Source organism: Neolewinella litorea (assembly GCF_004803465.1).
GTDB classification, from domain to species: Bacteria; Bacteroidota; Bacteroidia; order Chitinophagales; family Saprospiraceae; genus Neolewinella; species Neolewinella litorea.
The window spans coordinates 938313-963265 of the sequence record NZ_SRSF01000001.1; the positions used below are offsets into that span (position 1 = coordinate 938313).

At 58.3% G+C, this 24953-nt stretch carries 20 protein-coding genes; 3 read left to right on the plus strand and 17 right to left on the minus strand.

The features are described from left to right. Positions 1–56 precede the first annotated feature (56 nt). Positions 57–743, plus strand: a complete 687-nt coding sequence (locus E4021_RS03885) for a metal-dependent transcriptional regulator (protein WP_136456587.1) — start codon at positions 57–59, stop codon at positions 741–743. On the opposite strand, the gene E4021_RS03890 is transcribed toward E4021_RS03885, so the two are convergent. The 17 genes from E4021_RS03890 to E4021_RS03970 form a co-directional block, all read right to left on the minus strand. Continuing rightward, positions 700–936 carry a hypothetical protein gene (locus E4021_RS03890; RefSeq protein WP_136456588.1) on the minus strand — a complete coding sequence of 79 codons (237 nt, stop codon included), beginning with the start codon at positions 934–936 and terminating at the stop codon, positions 700–702. The genes E4021_RS03885 and E4021_RS03890 overlap by 44 nt on opposite strands. Before the next feature lie 9 nt (positions 937–945). Further along, the gene (locus E4021_RS03895) at positions 946–1560 is read right to left on the minus strand and encodes a DUF420 domain-containing protein (RefSeq protein ID WP_246050212.1); all 615 of its coding nucleotides are present in this window, start codon (positions 1558–1560) and stop codon (positions 946–948) included. After that, positions 1544–2188, minus strand: a complete 645-nt coding sequence (locus E4021_RS03900; RefSeq protein ID WP_136456589.1) for a hypothetical protein — start codon at positions 2186–2188, stop codon at positions 1544–1546. The genes E4021_RS03895 and E4021_RS03900 overlap by 17 nt, the downstream gene beginning before the upstream one ends. A gap of 198 nt (positions 2189–2386) precedes the next feature. Next, positions 2387–2797, minus strand: a complete 411-nt coding sequence (locus E4021_RS03905) for a cytochrome C oxidase subunit IV family protein (protein ID WP_136456590.1) — start codon at positions 2795–2797, stop codon at positions 2387–2389. A 68-nt stretch (positions 2798–2865) separates the two neighbouring features. Continuing rightward, positions 2866–3894 carry a cytochrome c oxidase subunit 3 gene (locus E4021_RS03910; RefSeq protein ID WP_136456591.1) on the minus strand — a complete coding sequence of 343 codons (1029 nt, stop codon included), beginning with the start codon at positions 3892–3894 and terminating at the stop codon, positions 2866–2868. A gap of 32 nt (positions 3895–3926) precedes the next feature. Further along, entirely contained in the window at positions 3927–4526 is a 600-nt protein-coding gene (locus tag E4021_RS03915) for a cytochrome c oxidase subunit 3 (protein ID WP_246050213.1), read from the minus strand. Further along, positions 4523–5401 (minus strand): heme o synthase, encoded by an 879-nt coding sequence (cyoE, locus tag E4021_RS03920; protein WP_246050214.1) that lies wholly within the window; start codon positions 5399–5401, stop codon positions 4523–4525. The genes E4021_RS03915 and cyoE overlap by 4 nt, the downstream gene beginning before the upstream one ends. Positions 5402–5527: 126 nt before the next feature. Continuing rightward, positions 5528–7363 carry a cytochrome c oxidase subunit I gene (locus E4021_RS03925; protein ID WP_136457263.1) on the minus strand — a complete coding sequence of 612 codons (1836 nt, stop codon included), beginning with the start codon at positions 7361–7363 and terminating at the stop codon, positions 5528–5530. Positions 7364–7421: 58 nt separating this feature from the next. Next, positions 7422–8942, minus strand: coding sequence for an OmpA family protein (locus E4021_RS03930; RefSeq protein ID WP_246050215.1), 1521 nt, complete (start codon positions 8940–8942; stop codon positions 7422–7424). A gap of 126 nt (positions 8943–9068) precedes the next feature. Then, positions 9069–10715: a hypothetical protein gene (locus E4021_RS03935; protein WP_211096955.1), complete on the minus strand. Its 1647-nt coding sequence runs from the start codon at positions 10713–10715 to the stop codon at positions 9069–9071. A 52-nt stretch (positions 10716–10767) separates the two neighbouring features. After that, a complete protein-coding gene (locus tag E4021_RS03940) occupies positions 10768–11676 on the minus strand; it encodes a c-type cytochrome (protein ID WP_136456593.1) in 909 nt (302 codons plus the stop codon). Between the two features lie 29 nt (positions 11677–11705). Next, positions 11706–12308, minus strand: coding sequence for a DUF3341 domain-containing protein (locus E4021_RS03945; RefSeq protein WP_136456594.1), 603 nt, complete (start codon positions 12306–12308; stop codon positions 11706–11708). 21 nt (positions 12309–12329) lie between these two features. After that, positions 12330–13838, minus strand: a complete 1509-nt coding sequence (gene nrfD / locus E4021_RS03950; protein WP_136456595.1) for an NrfD/PsrC family molybdoenzyme membrane anchor subunit — start codon at positions 13836–13838, stop codon at positions 12330–12332. Positions 13839–14006: 168 nt separating this feature from the next. After that, the gene (locus E4021_RS03955) at positions 14007–17570 is read right to left on the minus strand and encodes a TAT-variant-translocated molybdopterin oxidoreductase (protein ID WP_246050216.1); all 3564 of its coding nucleotides are present in this window, start codon (positions 17568–17570) and stop codon (positions 14007–14009) included. A 70-nt stretch (positions 17571–17640) separates the two neighbouring features. Further along, entirely contained in the window at positions 17641–19179 is a 1539-nt protein-coding gene (locus tag E4021_RS03960) for a c-type cytochrome (RefSeq protein WP_136456596.1), read from the minus strand. Positions 19180–19638: 459 nt separating this feature from the next. Next, on the minus strand, positions 19639–21243 hold the full coding sequence (locus tag E4021_RS03965; protein WP_136456597.1) for a carboxylesterase/lipase family protein: 1605 nt from the start codon (positions 21241–21243) through the stop codon (positions 19639–19641). A gap of 28 nt (positions 21244–21271) precedes the next feature. After that, the gene (locus tag E4021_RS03970) at positions 21272–22906 is read right to left on the minus strand and encodes a carboxylesterase/lipase family protein (RefSeq protein WP_136456598.1); all 1635 of its coding nucleotides are present in this window, start codon (positions 22904–22906) and stop codon (positions 21272–21274) included. Between the two features lie 150 nt (positions 22907–23056). On the opposite strand from E4021_RS03970, the gene E4021_RS03975 reads away from it, so the two are divergent. Then, positions 23057–23770 (plus strand): NUDIX hydrolase, encoded by a 714-nt coding sequence (locus E4021_RS03975; RefSeq protein WP_136456599.1) that lies wholly within the window; start codon positions 23057–23059, stop codon positions 23768–23770. 91 nt (positions 23771–23861) lie between these two features. Next, a complete protein-coding gene (locus E4021_RS03980; RefSeq protein WP_136456600.1) occupies positions 23862–24896 on the plus strand; it encodes an aldo/keto reductase in 1035 nt (344 codons plus the stop codon). Positions 24897–24953: the final 57 nt, after the last annotated feature.

Consider the following 24953-nt stretch of genomic DNA (forward strand, 5'->3'; position numbering starts at 1 on the left):
CTGTAAAGTTAGTACTATCTAACTTTGTTTGCAAGCATTTCTTTTTACTTTCGGGAATGGCTTCTCCAACCGTCGAAAATTATCTGAAAGCGCTGTTGTCGCTCAGCCGGGAGCGGGACACCGTGACCATCAGTGACCTAAGCGCCGAATTGGGGGTAAGTAAACCTTCTGCCAACAGCATGATCAAGCGGTTGCACGAGCGCGGGCTGCTGGAGTACGAGCGGTACCGCCCACTGCGATTAACGCCCGCCGGGAAAAAGCAAGCGGCTCTGATCGTGCGCAAGCATCGCCTGACCGAAATGTTTCTGGTACAGAAGATGGGGTTCGGATGGGAAGAGGTGCACCCGATCGCGGAGCAAATCGAGCACATCGACAGTCCGGCACTCTTCGAGCGGATGGACCAACTGCTGGGGTCGCCGGATTTTGATCCGCACGGCTCACCCATTCCCGATCGCAATGGTAATATGTCAGCCAAGGTAGGCATGCGCCTCAGCGGCTGCCGGGCGGGCGACGTGGTAATCCTAATGGGGCTGGAAAACTCCTCGCCGGAATTCCTCAACTACCTGAACGAAAAGGGACTGCGGCTGGATGCCGTTATCAAGGTGGAGGGCCGGGAAGAGTACGACGGCAGTCTGCACGTTGCCTACCGGGGGAGGGAACTGACCTTGCCCAGAAGTACGGCCGAACAGCTATTGGTCACTAGACAATTTCCTGCTCCCGCTTCCGATTCCGCCACCAGATAAAGGCGATGGTGCCCACCAGGACATAGGGCATACCGAGGAGGTAGAGAATGCCCTGGTTGAGGCCCTGCCCTTCCGTTCCACCGTTGGCGAGATTACTTTCCGCCGTGGCCCGACACATGGGGCACTGGGCCAGCAGGTCACCGCCGATGAGCAGCAGGACAAATACGAGGCAGAGGGGCAGCAGCTTTTTCATGACAGATGGTTACGGATAGTAGGAACGAAGCATCAGGTAGACGACCGGACCCGTGATGGCCACATAGAACCACAAGGGCCAGACGTAGCGGGCCATCCTGCGGTGGAGCGTCCATTGGCCGGTGATGGCCCTTACCGTAGTTAACAAAATAAAGGGCAAAAGGATGCCGGCCAGGGTGATGTGGCTAATGAGGATGACGAGGTACCACGGCCGGGTATCGCTGACGGCGAGGCGCTCAGCATCGGACAACACCCCGTTACCATCCGCATCGCCGAAGATCACCTCCGGGGTGGTGAAGTGATAGGCCACGTAACAAAGCAGGAACAGCACGGAGAGTCCGAGCGCGACTGCATTGGCATTGCGGTGGTGGACAAACTGCCCCCGCTTCACGTAGTAAAGTGAAAACACCAGGGCCAGGGCCGTAAGGCCGTTCAACGTGGCATTGACGGCCGGCAGGAAACGAACGTCCCAGTCGATGGGAAGCGTGACTTCGCGCATTACAAAAACCAGGATCAGTACTACGGCGCTGAAAACGTAGGTCGAGATCTTGAGCAGCCTTTCCTTTTCGGGGAAGGTGGTGAGCTCGGGGTGGCGCGGCGCATTCATATCAAAGTTCTTTTCCACGGTCAAGGATGATTTCTTTCTTTTCGGGGAGGGGAATGATAAGGGATATCAACTGGACGAGTCCAACGGTTTCGTCGCGACGCGCCAGGTCGTAATGCTTGACGATTGTCAAGGAACTGTCGACCAGCGCCACTACCGGCTGAATGCCGGGCGAGTCGTATTCCCCGAGGGGCAGCTGGAAGGCTTCACCGGTCGTGGCGAACGAACGCTCATCGGCGCGCAGGAAACTCAGCATGGGATCTTCCGGCAGATTGTATCGGGTGGCAAATTCGTCGGCGGCGGCTTCCGGATCCTCGGCGAGCATGATGGTCGTAAAGTAAAGGTTGGGGCTGTCGCGAAACTGCTGGAAGAGACTGTCTAGCATTTGTCCGTACAGCCGCGTGCCGTCCTCCTTGGTCGGGTCAAGCCAGCCGACCACCGTCATGGCGCCCTTCAGTTCGGGAGGCAGCGACCCGCGGACGGGCTCCAGGTCGTAGAGATTGGGCATTTTGCCAAAATCCTCCTGAGTTTCAATGGCCTCCTTCCGGTACTTCGATCCGCCCCGCAGGTAGATGAACGATACCAGCGGAAAGCCCACCAGCAGCAGGAGTAACACCCCCGTGTTCAGAAATTTTTTGGCATCGGCCATCGGCTGAATCGGTTTACATGGGATAACAGGACGGGCACGGAAGGGATGCGCGGACCTGCCTTTATGACGAAACTTTGAAGGGGGCGGCGGCGCGCAGGTGCCGGTGAAATTGGCAACGCGAGCTCACCAAAGCGAGGAAGGTTTGGGCACACCGGGCACCCAAACCTTCTTCACCTATTACCGGGTTGCATCCGCGGTCTATTCCGGAAGGGTTACCTCGTCGTCTGACAGGCCGGCTTCCGTACTGTTGGGTAGGACAAGCTGGTCTTTGTACAGGACTTTCTCGCGACTCTTGCGCCATGCGTCCCCTTCGTTAAAGAAGGCGATCAACGCCCACAAGAGAAGCATGGTCGGCAGCAATACGGTCATGGCCAGTCCTTTCACCTCGTAGCCCATGTGCATGAACTCGTAGATGATGAAGTAAGCCTTGTAGACCGACAGGGCAATGATGAGGAGCGAGGCCACGTAAATGAGGGGACGGATGGACTCGGCGAACTCGGCGGCCTTCAGGAGGGAGAGAATGACTTCGGCGACGGTGACGGCGGCCAGGAGGCCAAGGCCTTTCCAAACGCCGCGAACCGACTCTTCGTAACTGAGATGTTGTGCCATAATATGATAGAGGTATCGTTACAACCGGCAAGGTGCGCCGGTAAAAGTTTCAGTGGGGTTGTGCGGGTTTAGAGGAGGTAGAATACCAGGAATACGAATACCCAAACCAGGTCCACGAAGTGCCAGTACAATCCGATCTTCTCTACCATCTCGTAACCGTTCATGCGGGCTACGTATACACCGCTGGCTGCATTGATCAGGATGATCAGGAGGAAGATAACTCCGGTAGCCACGTGGAAACCGTGAAATCCGGTGATGCCGAAGAAGAGGGCTCCAAAAGCCGTCGGGCCGAACTCTTGGATCTTGAGGATCTGCTCGTTCGTTTCCTCATCGACCACCACGTACTTGCGATGGATGAAGGGCTTGGCGGTGGGGTCACCGGTACCGTCGGGCCGGGCACCGTCAACAACGTAGCCGGGGTAGTCGCCCGGAATTGTGCTGTACTCGAAGTGATCCCCGGCCTCGCCATCGTGGTTGCCGGCCGCGGCTTCTTCACCGTGTGATTGTCCGGCAACGTGCAGCAGGTAGGTTTCACCCTCAACGACCTCTTCGTCGGTTATCTCACCGGTTTCCGGGTCGAGGTAGTAGCCGTTGTCGACGTAGGTCCCGAAGGGGTTGGTCGTAACGGTCATGTTTTCCTTGGTGATCAGGTTCGTCCATTCCCAGGCCTGACATCCGAGGAAGCCCGCGCCGCCGAGTACGGTAAGGAGCATCCAGAACACTACGCCGCGCTTGTTCTCACGCGCGCCTTCCTGCACCGCCCGTACCATCGTACCCGAACTAATAATCAGCAGGAACGACATGAAGGTAACGAAGATCAGCGGTGCCTCATCGTTCGGAAAAAGGTGATGGATACCGAAGGGTGCGGTAGCAAAAACCTTATCGGGTACCGGCCAACTCGGGCTGCTGAAACGCAGGGCGCCGTAGGAGATCAGGAAGCCCGCAAAAGTGAAGGCATCCGAAAGCAGGAAGTACCACATCATCAACTTGCCGTACGAAGTACGGAATGGCTTGCGATCACCACCTGACCAGTCGTTGGCCAGCTCCGGTTTGTGGTCTTCCGCGATGATGATATCCGTATCTCTTTCTTCGGTCATATCGGTTTCGTTGATAATATATTATAGTAAGACTAGCGCTGCAGGCTCAGGAACAGAATGAGGTAAATCCAAAGTACGTCCACGAAGTGCCAGTAGATCATGGTCAACTCCAGCCGCAGCTGACGGGCCGGGGTTTTCCGCAACTTGATGGCGTAGGCGAAAACAACCGACACCAGCAGGACGGCCACGCCGCCCACCACGTGGAGGGCGTGCAACCAACTGATGGCGTAGACGAAATCACCGGCGGGGTTAATCTTCAGGGGAACGCCCTGGGCCGCCAACTCCTCCCACCCCATGTACTGGAGAACGAGGAAGGCAAGACCAAGGAGGAAGGTCACCGACATCAACACCTGGTACGCCCGTGTTGCCTCCCGTTTGAAGGCCCGGTACGCGGCGTGCAAAGTTAGGCTACTGACGACGATGACCAAAGTGTTCACGTAGAAAATGGTCGGGATCGAAAATTCCAGCCAGTTGCTGGATGCCCGGCGCACGATATAGGCGCTGGTCAGCGCGATAAACATCATCACCAGACTACCCAATCCCACGTAAAGGGCAAACTTCAGCGGGTGAAGTTTGCTGCGACGAGACGGAGTGTCGATGCGGTGGTTCAAAGTTGATTCAATTGCACTCATGATACATATAGTTTACCGGCCCAGTAGACCGTAAACACGAGCGGCAGGTAGGCAAAGGAGAAAAACATCATTCGCAGTGCCGTCGACCGCTCGGGACGACGATAGAAATTCAGGGCATAATAGAAAAAAACCACGCCCAGCAAGGCAACCAGAACGGTTGCCCACGCGGAGGTAACGCCAAGTGCGTACGGAAGCAGGCTCAGCGGAATGAGCACCAATGTAGCGATGATGGCATCTCGACCGAGCGTACGGACGTCAACCTTGCCGTCGATCTCCGGCACGAGGCGGAAGCCTGCCTTGCGGTAGTCTGCGCTGCCCAAAAATCCGATGGCGTAAAAGTGCGGCAACTGCCAGAAGAACTGAATCGTGAAGAGGGTAACACCCAATCCCGTGATGGCCCCTTCCGCGGCGGCACAACCGATCAGGGCCGGCAGTGCCCCCGGTACAGCACCCACCACTACGGCTACGGGCCCTACCCGCTTGAGCGGCGTATAGACGAAGGCGTAGCTCATCAAAGAGATCATTCCGAGGATGGCAGTCCATGGATTGAACAGCGCGAGAAAGGATATGCCCCCAAGGCTGGCAAAGCCGGCCATCAGCAGGGCTTCGCTGCTTGACATGCGACCTTCTGCCAGGGGGCGGCGGCGGGTGCGTTCCATTTGCCGGTCATAATCCTTCTCCAGTATCTCGTTGAGAATGTTGGCGGCGGCCGTGGTCAGGAAACCACCTGCGGTCAGGACGCCAACGGCCCACCAACTCACGCCACCGGCCTCCAGGGCCACCAGGTAAGCCAAAACAGACGACAATACGACAGTGGCCGACAACCGGAACTTCACCAGGGCCGCCAGATCACTGACTTTGCGGGCAAATTCCAAAGTGTACGTCCGACTTGTGGTTGATGCTTTCATGCGAGGTAAAAAACGACCCGTAGCCGCGGCGACTGGCCTACGGACTACGGGTCGCCAGGACACTCCCGTCAAGGGGTGCCGGTAGATTAAGAGTTAGTGCTCGACGCTCTCTCCCTCCAGCGTGGGCTGGACCTGGGAAATGTTATCGATACCGTCTTTGCTGTAGTCGTAGGCCCAGCGCTGAACCGTCGGCAGTTTACCGGGCCAGTTGCCGTGACCTACCTCGATGGGCGTGGTCCATTCCAGCGTATTGGCATTGTAGGGGTTCTTGGTGGTCATTTTGCGACCGCGCCAGATGCTGTAGAAGTAATTGATGACGAACAGCAGCTGAAAGCCGAAGGTCAGCAGGGCGGCAATTGTGATGAACTTGTTCATCCCGTCGAAATGACCAAAAGTCTGGAAACTGTCGAAGCTGTAGTAGCGGCGCGGGACACCGGCCATACCCAGATAGTGCATCGGCCAGAATACGCAGTATGCACCGATGGTGGTACCCCAGAAGTGAACCTTGCCGAGGGTATCGTTCATGAAGCGGCCATACATCTTCGGGAACCAGTGGTAGATCCCGGCGAACATGCCGAAGAAGGCAGCTACCCCCATTACGATGTGGAAGTGAGCCACGACGAAGTAGGTGTCGTGCAGCTGAATATCAAGCGCGGAGTTACCGAGCCAGATACCGGTCAGGCCACCGGAGATGAACATCGAAACGAACCCAATAGCAAACAGGCTCGCCGGATTAAAGCGAATGTTGCCACCGTACAGGGTGGCGATCCAGTTGAACACCTTGACCGCCGAGGGTACGGCAATGATCAGGGTGAATATCACGAAGAAGTTGGCAATGAAGGGGTTGATGCCAGACATGAACATGTGGTGGGCCCAGACGATGAAAGCCAGGAAGGCAATCGCCAGAATGGAAAACACCATGGCCTGGTAGCCGAAGATGGGCTTGCGGGCGTTGACCGAAAGTACCTCCGACACGATACCGAAGGCGGGCAGGATGATGATGTACACCTCGGGGTGTCCCAGGAACCAGAACAAGTGTTGGTAAAGGATCGGGCTACCGCCGACGTGGTCGAGGGCCGCGCCGCCGATGTAGATGTCGCTCAGGTAGAAGCTCGTGCCGATACCGCGGTCAAGCATTAGCAAGAAAAAGGCCGAGGTCAGTACCGGGAAGGAAAGCAGGCCTAGAATGGCCGTCACGAAGAAAGCCCAGATCGGCAGCGGCAGACGCCACATGCTCATGCCTTTAGTGCGGAGGTTGAGGACCGTGGTGATGTAGTTGATACCCCCCAGCAGCAGGGAGATGACCAGCAACACCAGTGAAATCGTCCAAAGTGTCATACCCGCGCCGGAACCGTCCATAGCCTGTGGCAGCGCGGAAAGCGGCGGATACGCCACCCAGCCGCCGGCGAAGGGGCCGGTGGAAAGGAAGAGTGAGGCGAACATGATCATACCGGAAGTAAAGAAGAACCAGTAGCTGAGCATGTTGAGCAGTGGCGAGGCCATGTCGCGCGCGCCGATCATCAAGGGGATCAACAGGTTGCTGAATGTCCCGGAGAGACCGGCAGTAAGCACGAAGAACACCAGGATAGTTCCGTGCATGGTAACCAGCGCGTAGTAAAAGTCCTGCTGCAGGGTACCGATACCTTCACTGTTGACCGTGATCCACTTGCCCAGCACCGGTTTGAGCCAGGCAAGGCTCTCTTCGGGAAAGCCGAGCTGCATGCGGAAGATCAGCGACATGGCCGCTCCGATGATGGCCCAGAACATCCCCGTGATGAGGAACTGCTTGGCAATCATCTTGTGATCCTGACTGAAAATATAGTGGGAGACGAAGTTCGACTGGTACTTGTCACCGTGGTGGTGCTCGTGGAAGTGATCATCGTACCCAAATTCCTCGATCAGCGCTTCTTCGCGCTTCAGCGGGGCCATCGTAGGTGCTGCTGCTGTAGCCATGGAATTCAGATTGTAGGGTATTTCTTAAAGGAGATTACTTGGAAGAGAGATCAGGTGCCTGTGGCTCCGAAACCCCACCTTCAGTAATGTATATTTCGATTAGAGAGTTGCGGCTCTCGGCGGCTTCTCCACCGGATGTCGTCATCAATTGAGTTGAACCATAACCGCGTGACCGCAGGCGGTTCGCGTCGATGCCGGCGTCGATCAGGTAAGTGCGAATGGCCTCGGCGCGCTGGGTGCTCAGCGATACGTTCTCGGTTTCTTCCGCGCCATTACCGGCATGGCCCATGAGCATAACCCCTACCCCGTCATTGTCTTCGAGGTAGCCGATCAGGTCGTTCAACTGATACTCACTATCACCGGTCAGATCGGCCGTGCCGTCCTCGAAGTTTACGTGGTCCAGCGAAATGAAGTTGTCGTCGTTAGCGGGTGTCGCGATGGCTTGACCAATCGCTTCGTTGAAGGCGTTACGGCGCTCCTTTACGTCGGCCATGAACAGCGGGTCGGCATCCGTACCCATGATGTTAGCCTCGTAGTACGGGGTCTGACCGGCGTACCAGGTGTCAAACTCGTCTTGTTCCAGGATGGTGACCGTACGGGCCATAGACCAGTGGCCAATACCACAAAGTTCGGCGCAGGCCAGTTCGAAGTTGCGGGTTTCCCAAAGCTGTTGTCCGCTGTCGGATTCCGGATCGATTCCCTGGTACTCTTCGTACTCAGACAGTCCCTTCCGCCACTCTTTGGTGGTGGTACGTGGGGTGAAGACGAAGTAGGTCGGCAGGCCGGGGACTGCATCCATCTTGACGCGGAACTGGGGCAGGTAGAAGTCGTGTAGTACGTCGACTGCGGTGATTCTTACCCGGACTTTCTGGTCGACCGGGAGGGTAACGTCGTTCACCAGAATGTCGTCGTGATTCTTGGGGTCGGTCCAATCTTGGCCTAGCGGGTTGTTGCCGGAAATGAGGCGGAAATCCGTACGTCCGAGCAGACCATCCGGTCCGGGGTAGCGCATTTGCCAGTAAAACTGCCGGCCGCTGGCCTGGATCTCCATGTAGTTATCATCTTCGCCCACGTCGCTCATGATCTCGTTCCACGCGTCAAGTCCACCAACTACCAGAAAGGTCATGACGATGGCGGGAATACCCGTCCACACCAATTCCACGGTATTGTTGTGGCTCATGTACTGGGCCTTCCTCCCCTTGCGGCTGCGGTACTTATAGGCGTAGTAGAACAGGGCGATGTGCGTGAGGATGTAGGTGACGTAAGTAACCCCCAGCGTCCACTTCATCATACTGTCGATCTCCTCGCCGTGCAGCGAAGCGGATGCATGCGGACCGAAGCCGAGGATGTAATTCTTGTAGTAGTATGCCGAAGCCGTGGTAATCACGAGCAGGGCCACCATGAAGAACAGCAGGCCATAACCCGTGGATTTAGTGGCCTTGGCCTCTACTTCCTCGCTGCCGCGCAGTTTCTTCGCCAGGTCCCGCACCCGCGCGACCTGCACGATGATCAGCAGCAACAGCGCTATGCAAATAAAGATGATGAACGTAGTCATACCAGTAGATTAGCTTCGTTTCGTGCCGTTGACTTCTTTTGGTCGGGACGGCTGTAAAATTAACGAGTGGTGCTTAAGTTGGTTACCACCTTACACTTTTTTTAGATTTAGTCTAAACAGTGGATTCTAGGTGTGGTGGTGAATGCTCTCTTCCAGGTAAGGATCATTCTTGGGCTCCAGGCGAACGGCGGCCAGTTTACTCATGGTGAAGAAGAGAAAACCACCAAGGAAGCCGAGGAAAGTACCGATCTCAAGAAGGCCTGGCAGGGTATACCCGGATTTGAATCCCAGGGTATGCAGGGCTTCACTGTGGCCACCGGCCGACTCGAGGTGCCCGAGCAATTCATTATCGCTGACGTACTGTTCCTGGACGAAATGGTTCGGCTCGAAGACGTCGGGGTCCGTGCGATCGGTGGCGGTTGCCAGCACTTCGCGGCTGTTCTCCCTGGTCTGGGGCGGTCCGCCACGGAATTCGTTGGCTACCGGCACACCTTCATCCTGGGCGGATGCGTCGAAGTGAACGTTGTCATTGGCGTAGGCATCGTCGACGATCGGTCCTTCTTCCAGATTGTCGCCTTCGCTGACCACTTCGCCCTCGGCCAGAGCGGCGGTTTCGTCGCCATCGTGCTCATCCGCGTGTTGATCGTGACCCATTACAGCGGTATCACCGTGCTCCTCCCCGCCATGCTCACCACCGTGCTCTTCGTGGGCGGCCATCTCGATGAGCGTCAGCCGCGCACCGGGCTTGATCATGTTGAAGTAGTCCAGCCAGTGGCCGAAGAACAGGAAGGCCGAGGCGAAGAACAGGGTACCCATCTTGCGCTTGGTATCGTTGCGCATCAGGACGAAGAAGGGCAGCACGAAATTGATGGCGAGGTTCGACCAGAACAGTACCGGATAGTTTTGCATCCGCTCCCGGAAGTAGATAGTCTCCTCTCCCACGTTGGCGTACCAAATGAGCATGAACTGGCTGAACCACAGGTAGGTCCAGAAAATCGAGATCGCAAACAGGTACTTGCCAAGGTCGTGGAAGTGCTCCTCATTGACCAGGGTGTAGTAACCGCGGCTCTTCAAGTAAATGAGCAGCATGATGGTCAGGGCCGTCATCGCAACGAAGAGCGAAGCCGTGGCGTACCAGGCGAACATGGTGGAATACCAATGGCTGTCGATAGACATTACCCACTGCCAGATCATTGCCGCGCTGGTGAATCCAAAGATCGGCAGGAAGATGGCGGCGTATTTCTTGTAGCGGCGGTAGTAGGAGAAGTCCTGGTCCGCATCGTCGCGGTCCTCGGCCAGGCTGATGTTACGCATTTTGCCGAGCAGGAAATACCACAGGCCGACGAATCCAATGGTTCCGAAGGCGAACCACCACTTGTTCAGGAAGGAGGATTTGTGCGTAAGGATGGGATCCTCAAGCACGGCCGCCTCGTCGTTCCAGTGGTAGAGGTGATGGCTGTGCAGGAACAGTCCTACAATAATGACCCCCATGAGAAAGAGGCCCGGCAGCAGGAAGGTGGAAAAGCTTTCCCACACCCGCTTGAACTGTACGAACCAGCCGGCGTAGGCGGTCGTAAAAGCGGCCAGCGCGAAGCCAGACAGGGCGGCGATACCCAGGAAGAAAACGGAGTTGTGGAGGAAGTTGGTCCAGAACCGCATGTGGTGACCTTCTCCACCGTCAACGAAGTAACTGATGATGAGACAGACCAGACCGACACCCATGAGGGCCAGGTTGGTGGTCTTTGCGCGGGAAGAGAATACAAAGTTCTCCATGGGGAGTTATTCGATTTGGTGGCGGCGGGCCGCCACTAAAGATGAAGGGTCGTTATTTCTTGCGGAGGGTCGGTTGGGTGGCACCACCGGTGGGGGCGGCGTCGCTCATCAGTTCAGGGTCCTCCTGCTGGACGTTGGGCACCTGCTGGGCCAGCGGATCAAAGTCTACCAGCGGGGTAGCTACCGAAGGATTAAAGGTGTTGAACTCCTCGTTGTACTCCGTTTCCGTTTCCTTGGCCTGCAGAGAGCGGATGTAGTGAATCACCTGCCAACGCTCTTCGTAGTTCATCTTGTCGGCGTAAGCACCCATCACGTTGTAGCCGTACATGATTGCGTGGTAATAGCGACCGTTGGATGCTTCCAGGAATTCCGGGCGAAGGAAGCTGGCCGGGGCGGCCGGGTACTTTGCCTGGGGGTTCTTGTCGGTATCGTAGATGTAGCCCAGTCCATCGCCAGCTTCCCCGTGGCAGATGCCACAGAAGATGCTGTACAGGTTGGCCCCGCGCACGAGTCCGGTCTCCGTGATAGGGAAAGGGTTAGTCATGTTGTCGGCGATGGCGGCTTCACGACCTTCCGGTGTATCGTCGTAGTAGTAGGGCACGTGGCCATTGGTGGGGATAGACATGGCGTTCGGCGAGTCAGTAGGCATCAGACCACCGAGCATGCTCTCCGCGTCGCCGATATTATTCGGCGGGCGCATACCCGGGATGTACTGCCCGGCGTAGCCGCGGGGTACCGTTCCGTCGACCGTATACTTGGGGTAGGCCAGTTCACCGAGCTTCACCGTGGAACGGTCATTCCAGGTATTGTAGTAATAATAGTTATAGGTGTTGGCTTCCATTGCCACCGAGTGAGCCATGTCGGGCATGTACTCGCTTCCGGGGAAGTCATCCTCCGCGTCGCTACAGGCGGCAAGAGATGCTGCCAGGACGAGTACGGTGATCAGATTGTGCAGTTTCATGCGGAAAGGGTTTAGAAGGGAGGCGCCCGTTAGGCCGCCACCATTTTTTGGTGCACGGTTTCCACACCGGTGCGGTCGAAGTAATCACGCAGGCGGTCGACTTCTTTACCGCTCAGCTCGGTGACGTCAAAGGCGATGCAGAACTTGTCGTCGGTTATGCGATCGTGCAGGCGGCGGGGCTCGGCGCCCGGCCCCAGGCCGTTTATGATGTAAAAGACCGTTACCATCCCGACGGCCGAGAAAAGAACCGTCAGCTCGAAGGTGATCGGGATGAAGGCCGGTACAGACCAGTAGGGCTTACCGCCGAAAATAATGGGCCAGTCGCGGGTGAAGACCCAGGTCATGAAACCGAAGCCGAACAGACAGCCGATGGTTCCAAAGATGAAGCCCGCCACGTGGAGGCGGCTTTCCTCGAGGCCCAAAAGGGGATCCAGTCCGTGAACGGGGAACGGGGTGTACACGTCGTCGATGTCCAAGTGATCGGCATTCGCCGCCTTAACCGCGTCGAGCAGTTTCACTTCATCGTCATACAGCCCGAAAAGGATGTTGCGTTGCCCGGCGGCTACGAATTCCCGGTTGCTTTCCACTGCACCCGCGTCCGCGCCGTCTCGTTCTATTCTGATTGTTGCCATGATATGATCGCGTTAAGCGGCTTAGTCTAGTGGTTTGTCGTTTTCTCCGTCGATGTCTACCGTACCCCGGGCCGACAGGTCGTTTACCTCCGGTGGTACTACCGTACCATGCTGGGTGGCGCTGTGGGCAGGCGAGGTGCCGGCGTGAGAATGTGCAAGGGCATTGGGGCCAATGTACTGGTCACCGGCCGTCTTCAGGATGCTCTTGATCTCGGCGATGGCCACTACGGGTGCCACGCGGGTGAAGATGAGGAACAGCGTAAAGAAGAGGCCCAGCGTACCGATGAAGATGCAAATCTCAACCCAGGTAGGAACGTAGTAGCTCCAGCTCGAGGGCAGGTAATCGCGCGCCAGTGTGGTGGCGATGATGACGAAGCGCTCGAACCACATACCGATGTTGATGAAGATCGACATGAAGAAGGTCCAGAACAGGCTCGTACGCAGGCGGCGGCTCCAGAAAATTTGGGGAGAAACCACGTTACACAGCATCATACCGATGTAGCTCCAGTAATAAGGCCCGAGCACCCGGTTCAAAAACGCGAACTGCTCGTAGATGTAGCCCGAGTACCAGGCGATGAAGAGCTCGGTGAGGTAGGCTACCCCGACGATGGAGCCGGTGAGCAGGATCACCTTGTTCATCGACTCGATGTGCTCGATGGTGATGTAATCCTCCAGGTGCAGCACCTTGCGGGCGATCAGCATGAGCGTGAGTACCATGGCGAAGCCGGAAAAGATGGCCCCCGCCACGAAGTAAGGCGGGAAGATCGTGGTGTGCCAACCCGGGATCACCGAAGTGGCGAAGTCAAAGGATACGATGGTGTGTACCGAAAGTACCAGCGGCGTAGCCAGTCCGGCGAGGATGAGCGAAAGACTCTCCCACCGCTGCCAGTGCTTGGCCGATCCGTTCCAGCCGAAACTGAATATGCTGTATATCTTCTTGCGGAGTCCTACCGCCCGGTCGCGCACGGTAGCGAGGTCGGGAACCAGACCGGCATACCAGAAGAGCAGCGATACGGTGAAGTAGGTCGAAATGGCGAATACGTCCCAGAGTAGCGGGCTGTTGAAGTTCACCCACAGTGGGCCCCGCGTATTGGGGTACGGGAAGATGAAGATGGCCAGCCACAGGCGCCCCATGTGGATGAGCGGAAACTGACCGGCACACATTACGGCGAAGATTGTCATGGCCTCCGCGGCCCGGTTCACCCCCGTCCGCCACTTCTGGCGGAACAGCAAGAGGATCGCCGAGATGAGCGTACCGGCGTGACCGATACCCACCCACCAGACGAAGTTGGTGATGTCCCAGCCCCAGTTAATGGTGCGGTTGAGGTTCCAGGAACCGATGCCGACCCAGACGGTCCAGGCAACGCTGAAGGCGAACAGCCCCAGGCACATCACCGAGATGATGAAGGTGATGACCCACGACAGGGAGGGTGCCGTTTCCGTCGGCCGACAGATGTCCTCCGTAATCTGGTGATAGGTCTTATGACCCGTAACCAGCGGCTGACGTACCGGTGCTATATGTCCACTCATAGAGATTTACGATTTTCGATTCACATTGTACGGTGGAAGAGCTGGGTACACCCTCCGGCGGTCTAAAGCAAATCGGTTCAGTTGTTGTTGCGGGTTCGTTTCGTTATTGTAATCTGCTGGTAACCCGCCCCTTACCCGGGATGGATGGCCAACGGTTAGCGCACTGGACTAGGATTCCAAAGCGTCGATCGGGTTGTGTACCCGGGCGGCGTAGAATACGGAAGATTGGGTATTGACCTCTTCCAGAGCGAGGTAGTTCAGGGGGTTATCGAGCTTGCGCCGTACATCTCCCTGATTGTTGTTGCGGTCGCCAAAGGTGATCGCACCGGTCGGGCAGGCGGTCTGGCAGGCCGTCCGCACGTCGGAATCACGCAGGGCGCGCTTTTCGATCTTCGCGGTGAGCTTGCCCGACTGCAGGCGCTGGGCGCAGAAACTGCACTTCTCGATGACACCGCGGCTGCGCACGGTAACGTCGGGGTTAAGCACCATCCGGGTGAGGTTGTCGGCTCCGAAGGGCAGGTCCTCGTCGGCGATCTCCGGCTCGTTGCTGCTGAAGAGGTCGGCCGTGGTGTAGTCGAGCCAGTTGAAACGACGCACCTTGTACGGACAGTTGTTGGCGCAGTAGCGGGTTCCGATACAGCGGTTGTAGATCATCTGGTTGGCACCCTCATCGCTGTGCTGCGTGGCGTTTACCGGGCAGACGTTCTCGCAGGGTGCGTTGTCGCAGTGCTGGCACATCATGGGCTGGTAAACAGCGCGGGGGTTCTCAACGTCTCCGTAGAAGTAGCGGTCGATCCGCAGCCATTTCATCTCGTGGTGGCGCGAGACCTCGTACTTACCCACGACCGGCACGTTGTTTTCCGCCACGCAGGCCACCTCACAGGCGGCACAACCGATACAGGCGGTCAGGTCCACGTGCATGGCCCACCAGTGGCCCTGGCTGTAGATGTCCTTGACGTACTCCTCGTAGGGGTACAGGGTCTGTTCGTTGAGGTGCTGGCTTTCGGCGCGGCGTTCGGCGATGTGCTCCCGCAGTTCGGGCAGTCCTTCGAAGGTACCCTGGAAGATGATCGAGCGATCGGTCAGGCCACCCTGCATACCCTCGCCGATCTCCATCACGGTGACTTCGTCGACGTTGTAGGGTTCGAGGTGCTCCATCTGCTCCTCGGTGAGTTCTCCGGCGATCTTCTGGGTTTCACCCGTGCGCTTGTCGTAGTAGGTGGTGCCCTCTTCGTTGCTGGTGGTGAGTCCCATCGTGTGGTGGTACTGCACGCTGGCAAATTCGTCTTCCACCCCGACGCGGCCGGAGATGGTCGCTTCCGTGGAGTAGTACTGCACGTAGCCGTCGGCGTCGACGGTGAGCCAGGGGTAGACGTTCACGCCGACCGATTGGCCGAGTGCACGACCCGGAGCACCCGTGAGGCGACGACCGTAGCCGAGTGCCAGGCCGAAGGTGCCGGGCATCTGCCCAAACTGGCGCACAACGGTCACGGTTTCGGGGGTTTCGCGGACGCTGAGTTCTACCAGGTCGGCCTTACCCTTGTATTCCTCGCCGTTTAGGTCCTTGTATGCCGTGTAGGAATTTCCACCGGTCCAGGTCACGGGGATGGTCAGGTAGTTGCCCCAGACCGTACGGGTGACGGGGTCGGGACATTCCTGCAGCCAGGGGTTGGTGGCGTACACGCCGTTGCCCATATTGATGGTCTCGTAGAAAGTAATCTCGCTTTCTACCTGTACGGCGGCCGAGATTCGGCGTACGGCATCGGATTCGTCGAAGTCATTCACGTCGAGGACCACAATCTCCGCCTGCGGCAGAATGGCCGTTGCGGCTACATCTTCTTCGGGCGCGGTCGCGGGTGCCGTAGTCGTGGCGGAAGGCCGGGCGGGACTTCCGTAGCCCAGTCCGTAATCCTGGATCGTTCCCGAAGCGGCGGCGTTAAATACGCCATCGTGCAGGGCACTGTCCCAGAATGAACGGAAAGAGGTGAAGGTGTTCTGGGCGGCAAAGGCCGTTTCCTCCCAGTTCTTCATCACGTACTGCATGTATGGTTGCTCGGCCGTGGCGTCGTAGCGCTCGGTTTCGCCGGCCCAGATCAGCAGACTTTCACCTTCCTGCCGCGTACCGTAACGGTTGACGCTGGCGAAGATCGGGACGATGGCGGGCTGGATCAGGGAGTATACCCCCTGGACGGCTTCGGCGTCGCTCCAGCTTTCCAGGTAGTGGTGGTTCGGCGTGATGTACTCGCACAGCTGGCTGGTCTCCGTGGGGATACCGCTCATGCTGATGGTAAGGATACGGCGGAAGCCGGCGCGGATGGGATCGTCGATTACGTCGGAATCTACGCCGGGATCGTTCTCGGCCTTGGCATCGGCCTCCTCGCTGCGGTCGTCGATTTCGTCGGCGTCCAGGCGGGTGGGTTCGTAATCCGGGTCGTTGCGTTCCAGCACGGCGTTGATGCGGCCGGCCCAGGGGTTATCGTAGGCCGGGTTGGCGCCGTCGAGCACGATGAGGGCGTCTACCCCACCCGATTCCAGTTCTTCAACGAAGCGGGCCATATGCTGGTCGCTTCCCTGGCGCTGGTAGCTCCAGCGGTTGGTCTCTATGGTGCTGCCGTAGCTGCCCAGCGCACGGTTGATGGCCAGGACAAGCTGCTGCTCGTACAGGTTGTTGCTGCCGCTGACTACGAGTCCGGCACCGCGGGCACCCTTCAGTTCACGGGCAACGGCTTCGATTTTGGCAGTGGTGGCCGCGTCGAGATTGGCCGACGCCCCACCGCCGACTACGGCGTTGTAGAGGGCGAGAATGGCCTGTCCCTGCTGGCTCGGCTTGACCATGATGCGGTTGTCGGCGTTGGAACCGGTCAGGCTCATGTGGCTTTCCACCTGAATGTGGCGCGACATGCGGCCACTGTCGGTGCGGCGACCCGTGGCGTACTGCCGGGCGTACTCAACGGGCGAGATCCACGTACCGAGGAAATCGCAGTTGAAGCCGACAATTACATTGGCGTTGTCGAAGCGGTAGTGCGGAATGGCGCGAACGCCGAAGGCCGACTGGTGCGCATCGAGCAGTGCCGAAGACGACACCGGGTCGTACTGCACCAGGACGGTATTTCCGGGCATCCGGTTCTTGAAGTCGCGGATGGCCGCCTTGGTAGAGGGGCTCAGCAGCGTGTGCGAGAGGATGCGGATCTGGCGAGCCTCCTTGAGGCGGTCGCTGATCTCGGCGTCGAACACTTCCCAACCGGGGTTGTCGCCGTAGTTACGGGCGCGCTGCACCTGCCCGTTCCGGACCCGGAATGGGCCATCGAAGCGGCTGGTGTCGTACATGCTCAGCACGCTGGCCTGGGCGCGGGCGCTGGTACCGCCTTCGGTGATCGGGCTCATGGAGTTGCCTTCGATCTTGATGGGGCGTCCTTCACGGGTCTTGACCAGCACGGGTACATAGTCTCCGCCCTGGACGAAAGTAGAGGCGAAGTAGGTCGCCACGCCCGGTACGATGGTATCCGGCTTGGAAACGTAGGGGATCGCCTTACGGACGGGGATGTCACAGGAGGCGATGGTGGCGGCCGTCACGCCGAAACCCAGGTACTTCAGAAAATCGCGGCGGGTGGCTTCGAGACGGGGATTCTCAAAATCCCGCTGGGCAACTTCACCGTCGGTAGCGGCCCGGTACGCCGGGCTGTTTTCTAACTGGTCGGTTCCTATCCAGACGTTGTTGACTTGCTTCTTCATTCAACTATACTTTGGGTGGGGAGGCTTCCCGCACACCGGAAATCCGCCGAGGCGGTATTGATAAGATTTTTTAGTAGTGGCAGCGCTGGCAGTTCAGTCCGCCGATGTCTTCTACGGTGACACCGTCCCGGGCTCCTTCCTTCAGCTCTTCGTGGTAGCGCTGGTAGGAGTTGTAGTAGTCGTTGTCCTCAAACTGTACCTGCGTTTCGCGGTGACAGTTGATACACCAGCCCATGCTCAGGGGGCTGTACTGGTACACCACTTCCATTTCCTCCACGGGGCCGTGGCAGTTCTGGCACTTCAGTTTACCGACGGTAACGTGCTGTGCGTGGTTGAAGTAGGCGTGATCGGGCAGGTTGTGGATGCGCGTCCACTCAATGGGACCGGGTACCCGCTCGTCGCTGGTGTACTCGTTGGTGAGGGCGGCGTAAATGCCTTCCCACTGCTCCTCGACTACATTTTCTACCTCGTCGATGTCGCCGCCTTCGCTGATGTACTTGTCGGCGATCCATTTGCTGTAGATCTTTTCGGCCTGCTCATTGGTCATCTGGTCGTAGTTCTCGATGTAGGCCCCTTCCGTGGGGTCCCAACCGATGGCGGCGAAGATCTTGGTGATCTCGGCGGTACCGTACTGGCTACCGTAGTTAATGGCGCGGTGGCAATTCATACAGGTATTCACAGCCGGAATTACCGAGTGCTTGGACCGGCGGGCGCCGTCGTGGCAGTACTGACACTCAATTTTGTGGATGCCGGCGTGAACCTCGTGGCTGAACTTGATCGGCTGCTCGGGCTGGTAGTCCTGCTGCCGCCCCAGGTCGATAGCATGGTTCACCGTGGTGTATCCGCCGAGTACTACTACTACGAAGATCACGAAGGCGATCATTCCGCGGCTTGTCAGGATCTGAGCCAGGGTACGGCGGGTACCGGGGGTGGTCCCTTCCGCCGTCTCTACCATATACTGCAGGTTACTGGTGACCCGGGCCAGGATCAGCGAGAGCAGCACCAGGGCACCGCCGAGGATTACGAACAGCCAGGTATTGTCAGCGCTTTCCTGGTTTTCAGCCACGGCCGGCCCGACGGTAATTCCCTTAGGGCCGTAGGTGCCGGTGTAAACGGCGTTGATGTAGGCGAGCAGGTGCTCGACGTCGTCGTTGCTCAGGTTGGTGTAGCTGGACATCACGGTGGGTTTCCACTCGTTCCAGACGGCTATGGCACGGGCACTCTTACCGGACCCAATAAGTTTCTGGGAATTCTGGATCCACTCATACAGGTGCTCGCGTGGCTCGCCGGCCCAGCGTTCCTGGACGCCGCCGAGCGCGGGACCCGTCATATTATCCTTCATGCTGGCCGCGTGGCAGGAACCACAAATATTTGCCTTCCATAGCGCCGCCCCCAGGTCGGCATCGCCTTCACCGGGAGAAACGGCGGCGGTGGCCGCATCGGGAATTGGGGTGGCATCCGCGGCCGCCGTAGCGGCGGGATCGCCTTCTGCGACTGACTCAGCGGTAAGGTCATCGGCTTGTTCCTGCTGCGCGAAGGTGCTGCCCGCCCCCAGGAAGAGGCAGAAAATCAGCAGGAGGTACCGGTAGGTTTTGGTAAAATATGTCATTATGAGCTTGACATTTAAGGGATTGCAGAGCGAAGCCGTAAGGCCCCTCTCCGCTGGTCGGGCAAAGATACTTTGATGACAATTCTTTAACAAACTTGTAGCAAAAGGGAAGTCTTATTTAGATTGAGTCCAGTTTATAGCCACTTTTTGTGGTTAATCCTACAGGATCGCAGCCTCCTCCCCTAAGCCGGAGGTAAAGTAACGCGAAAAATTCGCTGTGCCCCTATGCAGAATTCTACATGGAAAGCTATTTAGGAGATAAACTACCGCAAGCTGGGAGGTACCTCCAGTGAAAGGGTCCGGTACGCCACCAATGGCTGACTGAACCACCCTACTGGCCTTGCCCTCAGGTACGGCACCTGCGACCGCGCCCACTTCAGCATAAACGAAAACATCCCCGATCGGATGAACGGGGATGTTGACTGTAGCAGGGATGTGCCTGAAATCCTGGACTTGTGCTTACCGGGAAGCATTTACGAACTCGAGCAATTCGCGGTCGGGGTGGTAGCGCAGGTGGCTCTCGGTATTCAACATCATGGTGGCCCCGTTGACTTCTGTGTAGGGCTCCCACCGCGGCAGGTCTTCGGTGTTAGGGTCACCGGTGCGGGCAAAATTGATCCAGGCGCTGCTCACGCGGTCGGCCAGCGCTTGTGCTGCAGGTCCTCCACCGGTCATTTGCCGGCAGCGCTCGACGTTGTCGAATACGAAAGGTATCTCCATGCAGTGCAGCGCTTTGTACTTGCCGTCGAGCACCGGCGACTGCCAGGTAAACAGGTACATGTACACCGGTGCGGCTTCGGGCAGGGCCGACTTGAGGTTGGCCTGTTGCACCGCTCCGGGGCGGAAGGTCATGTCCACGTCAATCAGGTCGGTCGGGCGGTTATCCTCGGGATAGGCTGCGCGTACTGCCTGCCGGTAGGCTTCCGCTTTTTCGCCGTACTGATTGGTTAGATAGGTATCGATCTCCTGTTGGCTGGCGTTCGAGAGTCCGGACCGGATGGACGGCATGAACTCGTTCTTTGCGGTGCCGATCAGCAGGGGCACCTTTTCCGACAGCGCCAGGGCCTCGGGGGCATACATCTGGTAAGGCAGTACGTTGCCGTCCACGCTCGGTCCCCAGCTCAGTCCGAAGGCATGGGTAGGCGCGCCCTGCGCCCGCATTCGTTCTTCCACCAGCGCCAGGGCACGACGACCGGCCGCGGCCAGGGTATCAAAAGGTACCTGCTGGATCTCATCAATGGTAGCCGGTGTAAGGCCAAGGTCTTCAACTACCGCTTCGGCGATGGCCCGCGTGGTGGACTGCTCCAAAATGCCCGAACGGAAGGCACCGCTTTGGTTCACGGCCCGGTGGAACAGGCCCCGGGCCGAGGGCATGGCCATGAGCGTATTTACCTTCGCTCCCCCACCCGACTGTCCGAAAATCGTGACATTATTGGGGTCGCCACCGAAATTTTCGATGTTGTCGCGCACCCACTCCAGGGCCACCCGCATATCGACAATGCTGTTGTTGGCTGAGCTCCGGTACTTTTCGCCGTAGGCGCTTAGATCCAGGAAGCCGAGAATATTCAGCCGGTGATTGATGGAGACCACCACTACGTCTCCCTTGCGGGCCAGGTTCTCGCCGTGGTACGAGGGCAGTTCCTGACTCGAGCCCGCCGTGAATCCACCACCGTGGATCCAGAACATTACGGGGCGCTTTTTCCCGTCGTCGAGCGCCGGGGTCCAGACGTTAAGCCGCAGGCAATCCTCATTGGGATACCCCCAATCGTGGTCGAAGACGAATTCCAGCTCATCCGGTACCGCAGTCGTTGGCGTTAGCAAGGGGGCTACCGGACCCCACGACATAGAACTGCGGACTTCGGTCCAGGGCTCGGGTTTGCGCGGGGATTCGAAGCGATCCGCCCGGGCATAAGGAATACCCTTATAGGTATAGATACCATCGGAGATGTACCCACGAACGGGACCCGATTCGGTATCGGCGACGGCTACGTCCATTCCGGTAACCAGTTGGGCGAAAGCGAGAGGTGACATCAGCAGGAAAAGCGGAAGAAAGATTCGGTGCATAATCTAGCAAACTGTGCCTAAAGGGCGATTAGCGTGGAGTGTAAAAGGTGTCAAGCAGTCGGTAGCGGGCGTCGTTCGATGCTTTGACGGTTTCCGGGTCGGTGTCGATGACGAGTATGGGCGGCTGTTCATCGTCAGCGGAAGCGGCGGGCCAATCGGCCAGTTCACTGCCGTTGGGATTTCCGGTCTTTACAAAATTGGCGAAGTAGGCCTGCATTTGCCTAGAGACGCGGTGGTCTTCTTCCGTCCAGGCGTAATCGTCGACCAGGTGCAGGTTGCCCATGCAGTATTCGATCTCGCTTGCGTGGGGCGCGCCGATCGGGCGCGGCGGGGGCGGAGCATCGTTGGTCCGTTCCACCGTACCGCCCGCGAGGCCCGGCATTTTGTCGGAGTCGCGCAATTGCGGGCGGATGTGACTGAACAGATAGCGGTATACGGATTGGTCGCTGTTTTTTCGGTGCAGATCGAACCATTTCCAGGTGCTGTAGACGATGAAGCGGTCGGACGCCAGATCGGTGGCCGAGTGCTCGATTTCGGCTTCACTACCGTGGGGATATAGGGCGAGCACCTTATCGGCCAGATCGGGAAATGCTTCCTTGACCTTCTGCCGAAAATTATCAGCCGCGTAGGGTTGCCCCTGCATGAGGGCCATTCCAGGTATCTCGGCGGAGTTCCAGCCTACGAGCAGCGGCACCTGGGCCTGCTCCTTCGCGGCAAAGATCTCGGGAAGGGTGGCGGGCAGAAAATGGCCGTCGACCACCAGCGGGAAGCCGAAGCGTTGCGACTCGACGTAGGCCTGGTAGAGATCGCGGGTGCTCAGTTGCCGCAGTTGCGCCAGGCTGCCATAGCCGGCCTGCTCGGCGAAGGTCTTACCAGTGGTTTCCGCCTCGGCCAGTGGGACTGGGGCGAGGGTGGGATGGATGCCCGCGCCGCTTTCGCCGATTGCGCCGTGGATCAGGTCGCGAGACAGGGGGCTGGCCATCTGAGCGCTCACGGAAATGGAGCCGGCGGACTCCCCCGCGATCGTCACCCGGCCGGGATCACCGCCGAAGGCGGCGATGTTGTCGTGCACCCATTGCAGGGCGGCTTGCTGATCGAGCAGACCGTAATTGCCGGAGGCGCCGTAGGGAGCTTCCGCACTCAATTCCGGGTGGGCGAAGAAACCGAAGATGTTGAGGCGGTAATTGACGGTCACCACCACCATTCCCTGGGTGGCCATGCTGCGGCCATCGTACCGCGGCTCGGATCCGTCGCCGGCTACGAAGCCGCCACCGTAAAAATAGACCAGGACCGGGAGGCCGGTGGTGTGTCGATCCGCTGGCGTCCATATATTAAGGTAGAGGCAATCCTCGCTCATACCGGCGGAGCGAAAATCCATATCACCGAAAACCGGTGGCTGGACGGCGCGGGGACCGAACGATTTGGCCATCCGGACGCCCTCCCATGGATTGACCGGTTGCGGGGCCTTCCACCGAAGGTCGCCGACCGGCGGCTGCGCGAAGGGGACGCCGAAATAGGTCTGGATGCCGTCATGGACGTTAAAACTGCCCTCTACTACCCCGGATCGGGTGGTAACCTGGTGCCCGAACGCGTCGTTGTCCTGGGCGGCGGTAGGAACAAAGGGAGAAACGAAGAGCATCAGAAAGAGTAGGATTCGGGGCATATGAAAGGCATGAGTGTTTGCAATTTGTGCTTGCTGTGAGGTGGTATCGTATTGAGCTACCCCATTGTCGCAAGGTGAGACAATAATACGATCTTTGTTTCACTGCAGCAATAGTCCGCCGGAATATGCGGCATGTGATACCTTGAAGGCATGCAGGCACCGACCACAGCAACCTATCTCCCGCATCTGGCTTACGACTCCGTGGTATTCGGTTTCTCGGGGGACCAACTGAAAATCCTCATTATGGAGTACCACAAGACCAACTGGTTCGCCCTGCCGGGCGGGTTCGTGCGGCGTGATGAGAACCTGAACGACGCGGCGCGGCGGGGTTTGCGGGAGCGTACCGGACTGGACGAAGTGTACCTGGAGCAGTTTTACACCTTTGGCGACACGGCCCGGTTCCGGCCGGGGGTGATGGAGGGCATCCTCGCCGCCAACGACATCTCGGTCGCCTCCGACCATTGGTTGCTTGACCGCTTCGTAACCGTTGCCTATTATGCGCTGATCGACTACAACACCGTGGTGCCCCGCCCCGACGCCCTTTCCGACTCCATCAATTGGTATGCGCTCGACGAACTGCCCCCCTTGCTTTTCGATCACGAAGAGATCGTGCAGCGGGCACTCGTGACCCTGCGTGAAAATCTCGGTAAAAAACTCGTGGGCATGAATCTTCTGCCCCCACTCTTCACCATGAAGGAGTTGCAGCGGGTATACGAGGCCATCCTGGGAGAAAAACTGCACCGCAGCAGTTTTCAGCGCAAAATGCTGGCGTCGGGACTGCTCGAGCGGCGGGAAAAACGGCTTTCCGGCAAAGCCCATAAGGCTCCTTACCAGTACCGTTTCCTTTCTAAGGCTAATCCGTGACCGTTCACATGCGGAAGACCGGCCGGGCCTCCGAAACATTACCGTCGTCAGGCGTTAAAGGACCATGGACGTAAAAAATCACCATTCCGAAATGCGCTACGGCCCGTTCGGTACAACTGACTGGCAGGTATCCAAGATCGCCCTCGGCACCATGACCTTCGGTCAGCAGAACACCGAGGCGGAAGGCCACCGGCAGTTGGACTATGCGCTGGAGCGCGGGATCAATATGATCGACACGGCGGAAATGTATTCGGTTCCCCCCCGCCCGGAGACCCAGGGCAGTACCGAACGCATCATCGGCACCTGGATACGGGCCCGCAAGCACCGCGACCGCTATTACCTGGCCACCAAGATCGCCGGGCCCCGCGATATGGCCGCGCACATCCGTCCCGACCTGGGCTTCGGCCGCGCACAACTGCGGGAAGCCATCAATAAAAGCCTGGAGCGCCTGCAGACCGATTACGTTGACCTTTACCAACTCCACTGGCCCGAACGGGAGGCTAACTTCTTTGGTCAGCGTGGGGTGCAGGAGCTCGACGGATGGCAAGACAATTTTCAGGAAATGATGGAAGCCCTGGACGAGCTTCGCCGGGAAGGCATGATCCGGGAATGGGGTATGAGCAACGAAACCCCCTGGGGGTTGATGCACGCCCTGCACCTGGCCGATAAGCACGGGCTACCCCGCCCCGTGAGCATCCAGAATCCTTATAGCCTCCTGGCCCGGGGATTCGAGGTCGGTTTATCGGAAGTTTGCCTGCGGGAGAACATCGCCGGCTTCCACTATTCCCCGCTCGCCATGGGCCGGCTCAGCGGAAAGTACCTGTATAATAAGGATACTCCCGCCAGCCGCCTGAACCAGTTTACGCACTACACCCGCTACAACAGCGACAACTGCCTGGAGGCGACGCGGGCCTACGCAGCCATTGCCGAAGCGCACGGCCTGAACATGACCCAGATGGCCCTGGCCTTTGTAAATGACCGTCCCTTTACCCAGAGTACCATCATCGGGGCCACCACATTGGAACAACTGAAAGAAAATATCGACAGTGTTGACTTGCGGCTTTCGGATGCCGTGCTGGAAGAGCTGGAAGCGGTGCAGCGGGCTATTCCGAACCCGGCGGTGTAGGCGACGCTTAACCTTTCATCTGCCCCGCAAGCAAATTCGGCAAAGGGTATGGAAACC

Coding starts and splice junctions, on each gene's coding strand:
- E4021_RS03900 (WP_136456589.1), bottom strand. CDS start 2,188: ATGGCCGATGCCAAAAAATTTCTGAACACGGGGGTGTTACTCCTGCTG.
- nrfD (WP_136456595.1), bottom strand. CDS start 13,838: ATGAGTGGACATATAGCACCGGTACGTCAGCCGCTGGTTACGGGTCAT.
- E4021_RS03885 (WP_136456587.1), top strand. CDS start 57: ATGGCTTCTCCAACCGTCGAAAATTATCTGAAAGCGCTGTTGTCGCTC.
- E4021_RS03935 (WP_211096955.1), bottom strand. CDS start 10,715: ATGGAGAACTTTGTATTCTCTTCCCGCGCAAAGACCACCAACCTGGCC.
- E4021_RS03975 (WP_136456599.1), top strand. CDS start 23,057: ATGCAGGCACCGACCACAGCAACCTATCTCCCGCATCTGGCTTACGAC.
- E4021_RS03925 (WP_136457263.1), bottom strand. CDS start 7,363: ATGGCCCCGCTGAAGCGCGAAGAAGCGCTGATCGAGGAATTTGGGTAC.
- E4021_RS03930 (WP_246050215.1), bottom strand. CDS start 8,942: ATGACTACGTTCATCATCTTTATTTGCATAGCGCTGTTGCTGCTGATC.
- E4021_RS03980 (WP_136456600.1), top strand. CDS start 23,862: ATGCGCTACGGCCCGTTCGGTACAACTGACTGGCAGGTATCCAAGATC.
- E4021_RS03955 (WP_246050216.1), bottom strand. CDS start 17,570: ATGAAGAAGCAAGTCAACAACGTCTGGATAGGAACCGACCAGTTAGAA.
- E4021_RS03910 (WP_136456591.1), bottom strand. CDS start 3,894: ATGACCGAAGAAAGAGATACGGATATCATCATCGCGGAAGACCACAAA.
- E4021_RS03945 (WP_136456594.1), bottom strand. CDS start 12,308: ATGGCAACAATCAGAATAGAACGAGACGGCGCGGACGCGGGTGCAGTG.
- E4021_RS03905 (WP_136456590.1), bottom strand. CDS start 2,797: ATGGCACAACATCTCAGTTACGAAGAGTCGGTTCGCGGCGTTTGGAAA.
- E4021_RS03890 (WP_136456588.1), bottom strand. CDS start 936: ATGAAAAAGCTGCTGCCCCTCTGCCTCGTATTTGTCCTGCTGCTCATC.
- E4021_RS03940 (WP_136456593.1), bottom strand. CDS start 11,676: ATGAAACTGCACAATCTGATCACCGTACTCGTCCTGGCAGCATCTCTT.
- E4021_RS03965 (WP_136456597.1), bottom strand. CDS start 21,243: ATGCACCGAATCTTTCTTCCGCTTTTCCTGCTGATGTCACCTCTCGCT.
- E4021_RS03970 (WP_136456598.1), bottom strand. CDS start 22,906: ATGCCCCGAATCCTACTCTTTCTGATGCTCTTCGTTTCTCCCTTTGTT.
- E4021_RS03960 (WP_136456596.1), bottom strand. CDS start 19,179: ATGACATATTTTACCAAAACCTACCGGTACCTCCTGCTGATTTTCTGC.
- E4021_RS03915 (WP_246050213.1), bottom strand. CDS start 4,526: ATGAGTGCAATTGAATCAACTTTGAACCACCGCATCGACACTCCGTCT.